The following is a 12,276-nucleotide window of genomic DNA, read 5'->3' as shown; positions in this document are numbered from 1 at the left end:
CGTGTTCGAGTTCAAGCTCCCCGACGTCGGCGAGGGTCTCACCGAGGCCGAGATCCTCGAGTGGCAGGTCGCCGCAGGTGATGCAGTCGAGGTCAATCAGACGCTTCTCGAGATCGAGACGGCCAAGTCCGTCGTCGAGCTCCCGTCTCCGGTAGCGGGCACGGTCTCGGTCCTGCACGTCGAGCCGGGCCAGACCGTCCCGGTCGGCACCGTCATCATCACGATCGACGACGGCAGCGCCTCGCCGGCGCCGACCGGCGACGTCGGGGTCGACTCGAGCCCTGAGCCGCAGGTGGAGGATGCGCCCGACGAGAAGCCGCTGGTGCTGGTCGGGACGGGCCCCACGGCCGCGGTTCCCCGCACTCGTCGGCTGGCGCGAAGGGTCGACCCCGACACGTCAGGGGCTGCGGTGGTGCTGCCCCGGCGCGAGGCCGCCGTGCGTGCGGGCGCGACCCGCGCCAAGCCTCCGGTTCGCCTCCTGGCCAAGCAAGCCGGTGTTGACCTGACCTCGATCGTTGCCTCGAACGGCGACGTCATCTCGCGCCGGGACGTCGAGGACGCAGCCGGCGCCCCGCCACAGACCCCCGAGTCGTCGCAGGCGGTGGGCGCGACGATCGGCGAGCGCGAGACGAGGACGCCGATCAAGGGCGTGCGCAAGGCCATCGCCGCGGCCATGACGAGCTCGGCGTTCACCGCGCCGCACGTGACGCTGTTCCTCACCGTGGACGTGACCCGCACGATGGACCTGCTCGCCAGGCTCAAGGCGCATCGCGACTGGTCCGACGTGCGCCTCACGCCGCTGGTCCTGGTGGCCCGCGCCCTGCTGATGGCCATCCGCCGCTACCCCGGCATCAACGCTCGCTGGGACGAGACCGCCCAGGAGATCGTCGAGCCGCACTACGTCAACCTCGGACTGGCGGCAGCGACCCCCCGTGGTCTCATCGTCCCGAACGTCAAGGGCGCCGACGAGCTCGACCTGCGCGGGCTCGCCGCTGCTGTTGCTGAGCTGGTGGCCACGGCCCGTGCCGGCAAGACCTCGCCTGAGCAGATGTCTCGGGGCACCATCACGATCACCAACATCGGCGCTCTCGGCGTCGATGCAGGTACGCCCATCCTGAACCCCGGCGAGGCTGCGATCCTCGCCTTCGGCAACGTCCGAGACATGCCGTGGGTCGTCGAGGGTGAGCTTCAGGTCCGCAAGGTCACTCAGCTCGCGCTGTCGTTCGACCATCGGCTGGTGGACGGCGAGCTCGGCTCGAACGTGCTGGCGACGCTGGGCCGACTGCTCGAGGATCCCAGTGAGGCCTTCGTGCTCGCATGACGTTCGCCATGGGTCTGGTCCGCGACGACGAACAGGTCGCCGGCCTCATCGTCCTGACGGTCTACGCCCGAGGAGACGTCGCTGTCTGCGGCAGGGTGCTGCAGGGATTCACGCTGCGGCGCTTCGCGGTCGAGCGGTTCATCGCGGACTTCAGCGGCTTCGACCACCGCTTGGTCAGAGGACTCGAGGATGTGCGGGGTGAGGTGCTGCGGATGACGATCGTCGTGTCGCTGCCGAGCCATGACGTGCTGGAGCGGATCAGCAAGTTCCTCAACCGAGTCGTCGACGTCTACAAGGTCGAGCACACCTTCAGGATCTGAGCTGATGACATCACTGCCACGCATGTCCCGACCGCACGCGAGCCCATCGTGGTTTGCCACCGCCGCGCAGAAAGTTCGAGCCAAGAGCGGGCATCCCCGGGACGGCGCTCTCGTGCCGTGGGGGACCGTTCACGGGCGACGCCTCGGCTCGTCCCGGACAGCCTGCGGAGTCGCCTGCCTGACGTGGCCGATCTTCTTCGACGTCGACGTGCGTCAGGAACGCTCGTTCGACATCTGCGCCGATTGTCAGCGACTTGTCTTCGTCGACCCGGCGCCAACTCGTGACACCCGAAAGGAACCAGAGTGACCACCTCTTCGTATGACCTCGTGATCTTGGGCGGCGGGAGTGGCGGTTACGCCGCTGCGCTGCGCGCCAGTCAGCTGGGCCTCACCGTCGCGCTCGTCGAGAAGGGCAAGCTCGGCGGTACCTGCCTGCACAACGGCTGCATCCCCACCAAGGCGCTTCTGCACTCGGCGGAGGTCGCTGATGCGGCCCGCGAGTCCGAGAAGTTCGGTGTCAGCGCCTCGTTCGACGGCGTCGACATGGTGGGTGTCAACGCCTTCAAGGCCGGCGTGGTCGACAAGCTTTACAAGGGTCTGCAGGGGCTGATTGCGTCGTCCCCGAACATCACCGTGGTCGCGGGCGAAGGCCGGCTCGACTCCACGGACCCCGCCGGCGGGGGCGTCGTCGAGGTCAACGGTGAGAGGTACGCCGGCCGAAACGTGATCCTTGCGACCGGCTCGACCCCCCGCACCTTGGGCCTCGACATCGGTGGGCGGATCATCACCTCCGACGAGGCGCTCGCGATGACCGAGGTCCCTGAGCGCGTCGTCATCGTCGGTGGCTCCGTCATCGGCGTCGAGTTCGCCAGCGTCTGGAAGTCGTTCGGCGCCGACGTCACGATCATCGAGGGCCTGGAGACGCTCGTGCCGCTGGAGGATCCGGCCCTGAGCAAGCAGCTCGAGCGCGCGTTCCGCAAGCGCAAGATCGCCTTCAAGACCGGCGTGAAGTTCACGAGCGTCGAGCAGTCCGATGATGGTGTCACCGTCTCGCTCGAGAACGGCGACACGATCGAGACCGATCTCGTGCTCGTGGCCGTGGGCCGCGGCCCACGCAGTGAGGGCATGGGCTTCGAGGACGCTGGCATCACCGTCGACCGCGGCTGGGTGCCTACCGATGAGCGCCTCGCCACCAACGTCAAGGGCGTCTTTGCGGTCGGCGATCTGGTCCCCGGACTGCAGCTGGCCCACCGCGGCTTCGCCCACGGCATCTTCGTCGCCGAGGAGATCGCTGGTCTTGATCCGGCCCCGGTCACGGATGCCGGCATCCCGCGCGTCACTTACTGCGAGCCCGAGATCGCCTCGGTCGGCATCACGGAGCCCCAGGCCCGGCAGAAGCTCGGCGACGACAAGGTCGAGATCGTCGAGTACAACCTCGGCGGCAATGGCAAGAGCCAGATCCTCCAGACCACAGGGAGCGTCAAGCTGGTCCGTGAGAAGGACGGCCCGATCGTCGGCGTGCACATGATCGGCACCCGGCTGGGCGAGCAGGTCGGCGAGGCCTCCCTGATCGTCAACTGGGAGGCCTATCCCGAGGACGTCGCGCAGTTCCTGCACGCGCACCCGACCCAGAACGAGTCCCTCGGCGAGGCCGCTCTGGCGTTGGCCGGCAAGCCACTTCACTCGCACGCCTGAGACCGTTGCTTGCCGGGGTGACCAAGGGATGGCCGGGGCCTGAGCGCTAGCGGCTCCGGCTGCGCTCGGGCTGGCTGATCTCGGCCCACACGGTGTCGAGCGAGAGCCCGACAACGTCGGCAATCGCGGCGATGGTCGAGAAGGCGGGAGTGGCGACGCGGCCCGACTCGATCTTGCGCAGGGTCTCGGGCGAGACGCGGGCGTCGAGCGCGGTCTGGAGCATCGACCGGTCGCCTCTGGCGCGGCGGAGCAGGGCGCCGAGACGCTGTCCGCGTTCGATCTCTTCGGGGGTGAGTGGCAGCCTGACCATGATGCCAATGATAGTACCGGGATAGCATTACCGGTATAGTTATTGGTCATCGAGAAAGGTGCCCCATGATCGAGATCCTCACCCCCGCCCAGCTGCTCCGAGCGCGAGAGACCGGCGCGCTGGTCGCCGACATCTTGCAGACCTTGAAGGCTGGCAGCACAGTCGGCACGAATCTCCTCGAGATCGACCAGTGGGCCCAGGCCATGATCGTGGAGGCGGGGGCGCAGTCCTGCTACGTCGACTACGCGCCGTCGTTCGGTCGCGGACCGTTCGGTCACTACATCTGCACCGGCGTCAACGACGCGGTGCTCCACGGACTGCCGCGTGACTACGCGCTGCGCGACGGAGACCTGCTGACGCTCGACCTCGCTGTGTCACTGCGCGGTGTCGCAGCCGACTCCGCGATCAGCTTCATCGTGGGCGAGCCGAGAACGGTGGCCGACGTCGCGATGATCGACGCGACCGAACGTGCGCTGCGCGCCGGCATCGCAGTCGCCCGTCCGGGCAACCGGATCGGCGACATCTCGCACGCCATCGGTTCCGTGCTCAGCGAGGCGGGCTATCCCATCAACACCGAGTTCGGCGGGCACGGGATCGGGTCGACGATGCACCAGGATCCCCACATCTCGAACACCGGACGTCCGGGCCGCGGCTAGCAGCTGCGCCCGGGTCTCCTGCTGGCCCTCGAGCCCTGGGTCATGGCTGACACCGCAGAGCTCGTCACCGACGCCGACGGGTGGACGCTGCGCAGCGTGACCGGCTGCCAGACCGCCCACAGCGAGCACACGATCGCCATCACCGACGGCGGAGCCGAGATCCTCACCGCGCCCCGCTAGCTCCAGGGGGCTCCGGGAGAGGATGGACCCATGTCTCCCAAGCACAGCCTGCTGGCCGTCGTCGTCGCAGTGCTGTGGGGCGCCAACTTCGTGGTCATCGACAAGGGGCTCGGTGACGTGCCGCCGCTCGTGCTGCTGGCGATGAGATTCGTCTTGGTGGCGTTCCCGCTGGTGTTCTTCGTGCCGCGTCCGAAGGCCAGGTGGCAGGCGGTCGTGGCGGTCGGGACGTTCATGAGCCTGGGCCAGTTCAGCCTGTTGTACATCTCGCTCGACCTCGGCATGCCGGCCGGTCTGGCCTCGTTGGTGCTGCAGGCCCAGGTGATCTTCACGATCGTGATCGCCGCCGTGGTCCTCAAGGAGCCACCGACCCGCAAGCAGCCGTCGGCGCGACGATCGGCACGGTCGGCCTGGCGGTCGTCGTCGGTGCCCACGGTGCGACGGCGCCGGTCGTGCCAGTCATCGTGATCCTCGCCGCCGCCCTCTCGTGGGCCACCGGCAACGTCATCGCCCGCCGCGCGGGTGTCTCGTCAGGCTTCTCGATGGTCGTCTGGTCGGCGCTCGTGGTCCCGGTCCCGGCCTTCGCCCTCGCGCTGCTGGTCGACGGCCGCTCGGCGGTCGAGCAGTCACTGACCGACCTGTCGGGCACGGCGATCGCCGCGACGGTCTACACCGCGGTCGGGGCGTCCTTGATCGGCTACGGGATCTGGAACTCGCTGCTCGCCCGGTACCCGGCCAGCGCGGTCGTGCCATTCGTCCTGCTGGTGCCGGTCATCGGCATCGCGACGGCCTGGATCGTCCAGGACGAGGTGCCGAGCGTCCTCGAAGCCGTCGGGGGCGCGGTGATGCTGGCGGGGGTCGCCTGGGCGACGATCTCGCTCCGCCGCGCACCGGCACCTGCACCGGAGGCCGCTGCTCAGTCGTCGTAGTCAGAGGTGCAGTCAGGCGAGGAGTGCGGCGCGCGCCATCTTGGTCGACCTTGTCCGCATCGCGGTCTCGCTGATGCGTGCGCTGTGGGGCGTCGAGTTGAGCAGGCCGAAGGTGGCCTGGACGACGGCGCGGGCCTCCGCAGCATCGAGGTCGCCGCGCAGCTGCCGCACGGTGTCGACCCAGATGTCGATGTAGGCCAGCTGCAGCCTGCGAACCGCGGTGCGGCCCTCGACCCCGAGATTCGTCCACTCGCTGACCTGGATCGTGATGAGCGCCGGGTCGGCGAGCGCGAACTCGATATGCCAGTCGATCAGCGCCTCGAGCGCGACGGACGGATCAGCGTTGGTGGCCGCCCGTTTTTGCCCTTCGGCCAGCAGGCGTTCGCTGATCCCGACCAGGGACTGGTTGAGGACGTCGTCCTTGCTGGCGAAGTGCTTGTAGATCGCCGGGCCGGAGATGCCGCAGGCGCTCCCGATGTCATGCATCGACACCCCGTGGAATCCGCGCTGCGCAAAGAGCGTCGCCGCAGTATCGAGGATCTGGTCGCGGCGTGTCATTGTCACAACCCCAGTATAGCGGCCCTAGGTTAATAGGTGTTAACCTTGACCTTATGCGAGAACTCGTCCAACAGTTGCGCGACCGGCTCGCCGTCGTGCGCCAAGGCGGCAGCGAAGCAGCCCGCACCAAGCACGTCCAGCGCGGCGAGCTGCTGCCCCGTGACCGGATCGACCACCTCCTTGACCCCGGCTCGCCCTTCCTCGAGATCGGTGCACTCGCCGCCCACGGCATGTACGGGGCGCCCGAGGGCGAGTCCAGCGTGCCCAGCGCCGGAATCATCGCCGGCATCGGCCGGGTCAGCGGGCGTGAGTGCATGATCGTGGCCAATGACGCGACGGTCAAAGGGGGCACCTACTTCCCGATGACGGTCAAGAAGCACCTGCGCGCCCAGACCATCGCGCAGGAGAACCACCTGCCGTGCGTGTACCTCGTCGAGTCAGGCGGGGCCTTCCTGCCCATGCAGGACGAGGTCTTCCCCGACCGCGAGCACTTCGGCCGGATCTTCTACAACCAGGCCCAGATGTCTGCCCTGCGGATCCCGCAGATCTCGGCGGTGCTCGGCTCCAGCACCGCCGGCGGAGCGTACGTCCCGCGATGAGCGACGAGACCGTCATCGTCAAGGAGCAGGGCACGATCTTCCTCGCCGGCCCCCCGCTCGTGAAGGCTGCGACCGGCGAGGTCGTCACCGCCGAGGACCTGGGCGGCGGTGACGTGCACGCACGCACCTCAGGCGTCGTCGACCACCTCGCCGACGACGACGAGCACGCCTTGCAGATCGTCCGGTCGATGATCGCGACCCTCGAACGTCCCACCAGCACGCCACCACCCCACGAGCCGTGCCGCCGCGCGAAGATCCGCACGAGCTGTACGACGTCGTCCCGACCGACGGGCGCACGCCCTACGACGTCCGCGAGGTCATCCGCCGGATCGTCGACGATTCACGGCTGCACGAGTTCAAGCCGCTCTACGGCGAGACCCTCGTCTGTGGCTTCGCCCGCATCGAGGGCTATCCGGTCGCGATCGTGGCCAACAACGGCATCCTGTTCAGCGAGTCGGCCCTCAAGGGCGCCCACTTCATCGAGCTCGCCAACCAGCGCGGCATTCCCCTGGTCTTCCTGCAGAACATCACCGGGTTCATGGTCGGCCAGGAGTACGAGAACCGCGGTATCGCCAAGGACGGCGCCAAGCCGTCACCGCCGTCGCCTCGTCGGTCGTGCCGAAGTTCACCGTCGTCATCGGCGGCTCGTACGGGGCAGGCAACTACGGGATGTGCGGACGGGCCTACGATCCGCGCTTCCTCTGGATGTGGCCCAACGCCAAGATCTCGGTGATGGGTGGCGAGCAGGCCGCAGCGGTGCTCGCGACCGTCAAGCGCGACGGCATGGAGAAGCGGGGCGAGGAGTGGTCGGCCGACGACGAGGCCGAGTTCCGCGCACCGATCCGTGAGAAGTTCGACGACCAGGGATCGGCCTACTACTCGACTGCGCGGCTGTGGGACGACGGGATCATCGACCCGGTCGACACCCGCCGCGTCCTCGCGATGGGCCTGCAGGTCTCCACGGCAGTTCCGATCCCGGAGCCTCGCTTCGGCCTCTTCAGGATGTAGCGATGACTTTTTCCTCTGTTCTGGTTGCCAACCGCGGCGAGATCGCCCGCCGGGTCATCCTGGCGTGCCGCGAGGCAGGACTGCGCAGCGTCGCGGTCTACTCCGACGCCGATGCCGACGCCCCCTACGTCCAGCTGGCCGACGACGCGGTCCACATCGGGCCGACCTCTGCCGCTGAGTCGTACCTGTCGATCGACCGCATCCTGCTCGCCGCCAAGGCCAAGGGTGCCGAGGCGATCCACCCGGGCTACGGCTTCTTGTCCCGAGCGAGCCGAGTTCGCCCGGGCGGTCGTCGACGCAGGACTCGTGTTCATCGGACCCACGGCCGACGTCATGGACGCGATGGGCCGCAAGGATCGCGCCCGGACGATCGCCGAGAAGGCCGGCGTCCCGGTCACTCCGCAGTACGACGCTGCTGCGGTGCCGGCGGACGCCTACCCCGTGCTGGTCAAGGCGGCGGCCGGCGGAGGCGGCAAGGGCATGCGGATCGTGCGTGAGGCCGCAGGTCTGGCCGACGCGATCGAGGCCGCGCGTCGCGAAGCTGCCGCCTCCTTCGGTGACGACACGTTGCTGGTCGAGGCGTACGTCGAAGGTGGCAGGCACGTCGAGGTGCAGATCTTCGGCGACACCCAGGGCCATGTCGTCCACCTGTTCGAGCGCGACTGCTCGGCCCAGCGGCGGCACCAGAAGGTCGTCGAGGAGGCGCCGGCACCTGGGCTCAGCGACGAGCTGCGGCGCACCCTCCACGACTCGTCCGTCGCGCTGTGCCGCGAGGTGGGCTACACGGGTGCGGGCACCGTCGAGTTCCTCGTCGCCGACGGTCGTGCCTACTTCCTCGAGATGAACACCCGCCTCCAGGTCGAGCATCCGGTGACCGAGGCGATCACCGGCCTCGACCTCGTCCAGTGGCAGCTGGCGGTCGCCGCCGGCGAGCCGCTGCCGCTGGAGCAGCACGAGATCACCGCATCGGGGCACGCCTTCGAGGTGCGGGTCTACGCCGAGGACCCGTACGAGGGCTTCATCCCGCAGGCAGGCCACGTGATCGACGTCGCCTGGCCGCTCGACGCGCGGGTCGAGACCGACCTGGTCGGGGGGGCCGAGGTCTCGACGGCATACGACCCGATGCTCGGCAAGATCATCGTGGCCGGCGCCGATCGTGAGGGTGCTCGGCGACAGCTCGTCGAGGCACTGGACGAGACCGGCATCTTCGGCATCACGACGAACCTGGGCTTCGTCCGCCGGCTCGTCGCGAGCGAGGAGTTCGCCGTCGGGCAGGTGCACACCGGATGGCTCGACAGCGAAGCGGCGACCGAGCTCCTCACCTCCCCGGACGTGCCCGCGGAGGCGGCCGAGGCGGCGGCGGCACGGCTCTGGGGACGAGTCGACGTCGTCGAGACGGCCGGTCCGTTCGGCACGGTCGACGGATGGCGGTCGGGCGCCGACCCGGCACCCGTCACGATCGCCTTGGTCGACGAGAACGATCACCGGTGGTCGTTTGGCTTCGATGCCGCCGAGCTGGAGACGGCCGGGGCGTTGGCGGTCGTCGACCGGGATGCCGTGACGATCGCGTGGCAGGCGCAGACGTGGACGTTCGAGCTGCCCGATCCGATGCGCGGCGGCCATCGCCGCGGGGCGTCGACCGACGCCGACCTCGTCTCGCCGATGCCAGGGACGGTGCTGCGGGTCGACGTCGCCGAGGGTGAGGCGGTGGCGCTGGGCCAGCAGCGGCGTCGTCGAGGCGATGAAGATGGAGCTGGCGCTGACGGCCCCGTACGACGGTGTGGTCTCGTACGTCGGCGCGGTGCAGGGAGATCAGGTGCCCATCAAGCACCTCCTGTTCACGGTGGACCCCGCATGACCACCGCCCTTCACCGCGAGCGGTGCGGTGTGGTCTTTCTGGGACGGCGTGTCTGTCCAGGACGCACCGATCGGGGTCCGGTTTGCACCACTCGGGGAGCTGTTTCATGACCGGGCCGATGGTCGTCCGCGATCCCGGCGCTGCCACCGGCCGTCACGATCTACGAGGTCGGCCCCCGCGACGGCTTGCAGAACGAGTCGGCGATCGTGCCGCTCGACGTCAAGGTCGAGTTCATCGAGCGGCTGATCGCAGCGGGCCTGCCGGTCGTCGAGGCGACGAGCTTCGTCCATCCCCGCTGGGTCCCGCAGCTGGCCGATGCGGCCGACCTGGTTGCGCGGCTGCCCCAGGGCGGTGCCGTTCCGTTGCCGGTGCTGGTGCCCAATCAACGTGGTCTCGACCGGGCGCTCGAGGCCGGAGTCACCCACATCGCCGTCTTCGCGAGTGCCACCGAGACGTTCGCGACCAAGAACTTGAACTCGACGCTCGACGGCCAGTTCGAGATGTTCGAGCCGGTCGTCGAACGCGCGCGAGCCGCCGGGCTCGATGTCCGCGCCTACGTCTCGATGTGCTTCGGTGACCCGTGGGAGGGCGCGGTACCGATCGAGCAGGTCGTCGCCACGGGTCGGCGGCTGCTCGACCTGGGGGCGTCCCAGCTGTCGCTCGGCGACACGATCGGCGTCGGCACGACGGGTCACGTGCGATCACTGGTCGACCAGTTCATCGCCGCCGGGACCCCGGTCAACCAGCTGGCGATGCACTTCCACGACACGTACGGTCAGGCGCTCGCCAACACCCATGCGGCGTTGCAGGCCGGCATCACGACCTTCGACGCGTCCGCCGGGGGTCTCGGTGGCTGCCCGTACGCCGAGAGTGCGACTGGCAACCTCGCGACAGAAGATCTCGTGTGGATGCTCGACGGTCTCGGGATCGTGCACGGCGTCGACCTGCTGTCGCTGGTGGAGACGAGCCGTTGGATGGCCGTGCATCTCGGAAAGGAACCGGCCAGTGCCGTCGTCCGCGCCCTGGCGTAGCCGTCTGCCGAGTGGTGCAAACCTGTCGCCGAGTGATGCGTCTTGGACAGACTCGCCGTCCCGATAAGACCAAACCGCACCACTCGCGGGATCTTGGCGCCGGGACGGATCAGCGGCGGCGGTCCTTCAGCTCCTGTGCGGCGTACGTGCCGATCTGCCAGGTGGCCCAGGCGTCGCTGGACGCGCCGACCGCACCACCGAAGAACGGGATCCGTCGACCGATCAACGTCACGGCCCGGCGACCGGCCGTCCGGCCGACGAGCCGGACGTGACCTCGCGCGACAAGGTCTCGTCGAGCACCGGGTCGTGCACCGGCGATGTCGCCAGAGCCATGGGAGACGACGGCAACCGGTGCGACTTGATCAGCGACCGGACCTCGTCCTCGCCCAGCATGCAGGCCAGGATCGCGTTGCGGACCCGCGGATCTTCGAGGTCGTACCCGCGCAGGTGGGCGATGCCGGCGACGAGATGGCACTGCACGATCGTCACCCCGGCGACATTGGCCGGCACGGTCACGGCGATCGTGCTCACGCCACCGAGGTTGGTGACGAATCCCTGCACGCCGGCCAGAGACGAGTGCATCCGCACCAGCGCAGCCAGGGCCTTCTCGACGTCACCGCCGGCGTCGACGAGCTTGGTGTCGGCCGACGCTGCAGCGCTGCGCAGCGGACCGACGCCGTCGATCGCCTTGTCGAGCACGACGCGCACGTAGCCGGATGCAACCGTGGGGGCCAGCTCGCCCCTGCGGTGACGGCCATCGTGCGTCGAACTCCCATTGCTCCAGCATAGGTCGGTCTCCCACATGCGTCATGGCACCAGGTGCGCCCCTCGGCGGGCCTACGCTGGGCGCATGAGTCGTCCGTTCTCCGAGCGCGTCGCGCACGACGACTGGCGTCGTGACGTCACGGAATGGGGCCGTGGGGTGTCTCGACCGGACGGGCCACGGCTCACCGGGCCGCTCGAACAGCTCCGCGTCCGCCGTGGTCGACCCAGCCAGCGGTCCCGACCGCGCAGGGCCGGGTGTGGTTCAAGGCGAACTGCGCCGCCCTCGCCTCGAGCCCCGGTTGCAGGTCGAGCTGGCCCAGCTGGCCCCGCGAAGCCGTCGACCCGCCGCTCGCGATCGACGCCGGACGCGGCTGGATGCTGACGGTCGACCGTGGTCCGACCCTGGCGGACGCCGAGGTCGTCGACGTGACGGACTGGCGCCGCGTCCTCGTCCGTGCGGCCGAGCTGCAGCAGGCGACGGCGCAGCACCGCACGGTCCTGCTCGACGCGGGACTGCCTGACTGCGGAACCGAGACCGTGTCGACCGGTTCGACCCGGCTCGTGGAGATCTTCGCCGAGCTGCCCTACGCGCACCCCTCGCACGTGCCGCCGCACCTACGGGCCCGTCTTGTCGCCCAACGGAGCGAGATCGCGGACGCTGCCGCGCAGCTCGCGGCGTCCACGATGCCGGCCACCTGGCAGCACGGCGACCTGCACCCCAACAACGTCTTCGCCCGCGACGGACGCGTTTTCGACTTCGCGGATGGTCAGTGGGCACGTGCGGTCGAAGTGCTCAGCGTCCCGTACGGCTGGATCACGAACCAGACCGATCGGCTGGTCGGACGTGCTCGGGGCCTACTGCGAGGCGTGGGCGTGCCGGTCGCCGAGGTCACGGCACTTGCCGCGGCCACGACGCTGACCCAGCCGGTCAACCGCACGCTGTTGTGGTGGACGTGCCTGCAGGAGGCGACGGCCGCCGAATGGTCCGAGTGGGGCTCCGCGCCATTGCACCACCTGACACGGGTGCTCGACCCGTGATGCGTCGGCAG

General features: G+C 69.1%; 15 protein-coding genes and 2 pseudogenes. 13 read left to right on the top strand and 4 right to left on the bottom strand.

What is annotated here, in order from left to right; genetic code table 11:
* The first annotated feature begins 1 nt into the window (after nucleotide 1).
* The 3 genes from ACHMWU_RS25695 to lpdA all read left to right on the top strand — a co-directional run bounded on the left by ACHMWU_RS25695 (nucleotide 2) and on the right by lpdA (nucleotide 3,336).
* The gene (locus ACHMWU_RS25695) at nucleotides 2-1,321 is read left to right on the top strand and encodes a dihydrolipoamide acetyltransferase family protein (protein ID WP_396048317.1); all 1,320 of its coding nucleotides are present in this window, start codon (nucleotides 2-4) and stop codon (nucleotides 1,319-1,321) included.
* A complete protein-coding gene (locus ACHMWU_RS25690; RefSeq protein WP_396048315.1) occupies nucleotides 1,318-1,641 on the top strand; it encodes a hypothetical protein in 324 nt (107 codons plus the stop codon). Before ACHMWU_RS25695 ends, ACHMWU_RS25690 begins: the two co-directional genes overlap by 4 nt.
* Before the next feature lie 303 nt (nucleotides 1,642-1,944).
* Complete coding sequence (gene lpdA, locus ACHMWU_RS25685) at nucleotides 1,945-3,336, top strand: dihydrolipoyl dehydrogenase (protein WP_396048312.1); 1,392 nt, start codon at nucleotides 1,945-1,947, stop codon at nucleotides 3,334-3,336.
* 46 nt (nucleotides 3,337-3,382) lie between these two features.
* Here lpdA and ACHMWU_RS25680 read toward each other — a convergent pair whose 3' ends face one another.
* Complete coding sequence (locus ACHMWU_RS25680) at nucleotides 3,383-3,646, bottom strand: helix-turn-helix domain-containing protein (RefSeq protein ID WP_396048310.1); 264 nt, start codon at nucleotides 3,644-3,646, stop codon at nucleotides 3,383-3,385.
* Nucleotides 3,647-3,711: 65 nt separating this feature from the next.
* On the opposite strand from ACHMWU_RS25680, the gene ACHMWU_RS25675 reads away from it, so the two are divergent.
* Genes ACHMWU_RS25675 through ACHMWU_RS25660 form a run of 4 tightly spaced genes read left to right on the top strand, consistent with a single transcriptional unit; the run spans nucleotide 3,712 to nucleotide 5,408 of the window.
* Nucleotides 3,712-4,302, top strand: coding sequence for a type I methionyl aminopeptidase (locus tag ACHMWU_RS25675; RefSeq protein ID WP_396048308.1), 591 nt, complete (start codon nucleotides 3,712-3,714; stop codon nucleotides 4,300-4,302).
* Between the two features lie 42 nt (nucleotides 4,303-4,344).
* Nucleotides 4,345-4,482 (top strand): hypothetical protein, encoded by a 138-nt coding sequence (locus ACHMWU_RS25670; RefSeq protein WP_396048306.1) that lies wholly within the window; start codon nucleotides 4,345-4,347, stop codon nucleotides 4,480-4,482.
* Between the two features lie 30 nt (nucleotides 4,483-4,512).
* Nucleotides 4,513-4,947: an EamA family transporter gene (locus tag ACHMWU_RS25665; protein WP_396048304.1), complete on the top strand. Its 435-nt coding sequence runs from the start codon at nucleotides 4,513-4,515 to the stop codon at nucleotides 4,945-4,947.
* The gene (locus ACHMWU_RS25660) at nucleotides 4,932-5,408 is read left to right on the top strand and encodes an EamA family transporter (RefSeq protein WP_396048302.1); all 477 of its coding nucleotides are present in this window, start codon (nucleotides 4,932-4,934) and stop codon (nucleotides 5,406-5,408) included. The genes ACHMWU_RS25665 and ACHMWU_RS25660 overlap by 16 nt, the downstream gene beginning before the upstream one ends.
* Nucleotides 5,409-5,420: 12 nt before the next feature.
* On the opposite strand, the gene ACHMWU_RS25655 is transcribed toward ACHMWU_RS25660, so the two are convergent.
* Nucleotides 5,421-5,966, bottom strand: coding sequence for a TetR/AcrR family transcriptional regulator (locus ACHMWU_RS25655; RefSeq protein ID WP_396049221.1), 546 nt, complete (start codon nucleotides 5,964-5,966; stop codon nucleotides 5,421-5,423).
* A 53-nt stretch (nucleotides 5,967-6,019) separates the two neighbouring features.
* On the opposite strand from ACHMWU_RS25655, the pseudogene ACHMWU_RS25650 reads away from it, so the two are divergent.
* From ACHMWU_RS25650 to ACHMWU_RS25630, 5 genes and pseudogenes are all read left to right on the top strand, one after another.
* Nucleotides 6,020-7,573, top strand: a pseudogene (locus ACHMWU_RS25650) (carboxyl transferase domain-containing protein).
* A 2-nt stretch (nucleotides 7,574-7,575) separates the two neighbouring features.
* Nucleotides 7,576-8,070, top strand: a complete 495-nt coding sequence (locus ACHMWU_RS25645; RefSeq protein WP_396048300.1) for a biotin carboxylase N-terminal domain-containing protein — start codon at nucleotides 7,576-7,578, stop codon at nucleotides 8,068-8,070.
* Nucleotides 7,994-8,809 (top strand): annotated as a pseudogene (locus tag ACHMWU_RS25640) (ATP-grasp domain-containing protein); the annotation flags it as partial. The gene ACHMWU_RS25645 and the pseudogene ACHMWU_RS25640, both read left to right, overlap by 77 nt.
* A gap of 505 nt (nucleotides 8,810-9,314) precedes the next feature.
* On the top strand, nucleotides 9,315-9,431 hold the full coding sequence (locus tag ACHMWU_RS25635) for a biotin/lipoyl-containing protein (protein ID WP_396049220.1): 117 nt from the start codon (nucleotides 9,315-9,317) through the stop codon (nucleotides 9,429-9,431).
* Nucleotides 9,432-9,562: 131 nt separating this feature from the next.
* Nucleotides 9,563-10,462, top strand: a complete 900-nt coding sequence (locus tag ACHMWU_RS25630; protein WP_396049219.1) for a hydroxymethylglutaryl-CoA lyase — start codon at nucleotides 9,563-9,565, stop codon at nucleotides 10,460-10,462.
* 109 nt (nucleotides 10,463-10,571) lie between these two features.
* Here ACHMWU_RS25630 and ACHMWU_RS25625 read toward each other — a convergent pair whose 3' ends face one another.
* Complete coding sequence (locus ACHMWU_RS25625; protein WP_396048297.1) at nucleotides 10,572-10,694, bottom strand: hypothetical protein; 123 nt, start codon at nucleotides 10,692-10,694, stop codon at nucleotides 10,572-10,574.
* Entirely contained in the window at nucleotides 10,691-11,266 is a 576-nt protein-coding gene (locus ACHMWU_RS25620) for a hypothetical protein (RefSeq protein WP_396048295.1), read from the bottom strand. Before ACHMWU_RS25620 ends, ACHMWU_RS25625 begins: the two co-directional genes overlap by 4 nt.
* Nucleotides 11,267-11,482: 216 nt before the next feature.
* Between ACHMWU_RS25620 and ACHMWU_RS25615 the strand changes: the two genes are divergently transcribed.
* Nucleotides 11,483-12,265, top strand: a complete 783-nt coding sequence (locus tag ACHMWU_RS25615; protein WP_396048292.1) for a phosphotransferase — start codon at nucleotides 11,483-11,485, stop codon at nucleotides 12,263-12,265.
* Nucleotides 12,266-12,276: the final 11 nt, after the last annotated feature.

It is taken from the genome of Aeromicrobium sp. UC242_57 (assembly GCF_044452305.1).
GTDB lineage: Bacteria > Actinomycetota > Actinomycetes > Propionibacteriales > Nocardioidaceae > Aeromicrobium.
This window is presented reverse-complemented; position numbering and strand designations above follow the sequence as displayed.

What these genes read in the sequence shown, in the direction of transcription:
- ACHMWU_RS25690 (WP_396048315.1), top strand. Translation starts at nt 1,318, where the DNA reads ATGACGTTCGCCATGGGTCTGGTCCGCGACGACGAACAGGTCGCCGGC.
- ACHMWU_RS25680 (WP_396048310.1), bottom strand. Translation starts at nt 3,646, where the DNA reads ATGGTCAGGCTGCCACTCACCCCCGAAGAGATCGAACGCGGACAGCGT.
- ACHMWU_RS25675 (WP_396048308.1), top strand. Translation starts at nt 3,712, where the DNA reads ATGATCGAGATCCTCACCCCCGCCCAGCTGCTCCGAGCGCGAGAGACC.
- ACHMWU_RS25670 (WP_396048306.1), top strand. Translation starts at nt 4,345, where the DNA reads ATGGCTGACACCGCAGAGCTCGTCACCGACGCCGACGGGTGGACGCTG.
- ACHMWU_RS25665 (WP_396048304.1), top strand. Translation starts at nt 4,513, where the DNA reads ATGTCTCCCAAGCACAGCCTGCTGGCCGTCGTCGTCGCAGTGCTGTGG.
- ACHMWU_RS25655 (WP_396049221.1), bottom strand. Translation starts at nt 5,966, where the DNA reads ATGACACGCCGCGACCAGATCCTCGATACTGCGGCGACGCTCTTTGCG.
- ACHMWU_RS25645 (WP_396048300.1), top strand. Translation starts at nt 7,576, where the DNA reads ATGACTTTTTCCTCTGTTCTGGTTGCCAACCGCGGCGAGATCGCCCGC.
- ACHMWU_RS25635 (WP_396049220.1), top strand. Translation starts at nt 9,315, where the DNA reads ATGAAGATGGAGCTGGCGCTGACGGCCCCGTACGACGGTGTGGTCTCG.
- ACHMWU_RS25620 (WP_396048295.1), bottom strand. Translation starts at nt 11,266, where the DNA reads ATGTGGGAGACCGACCTATGCTGGAGCAATGGGAGTTCGACGCACGAT.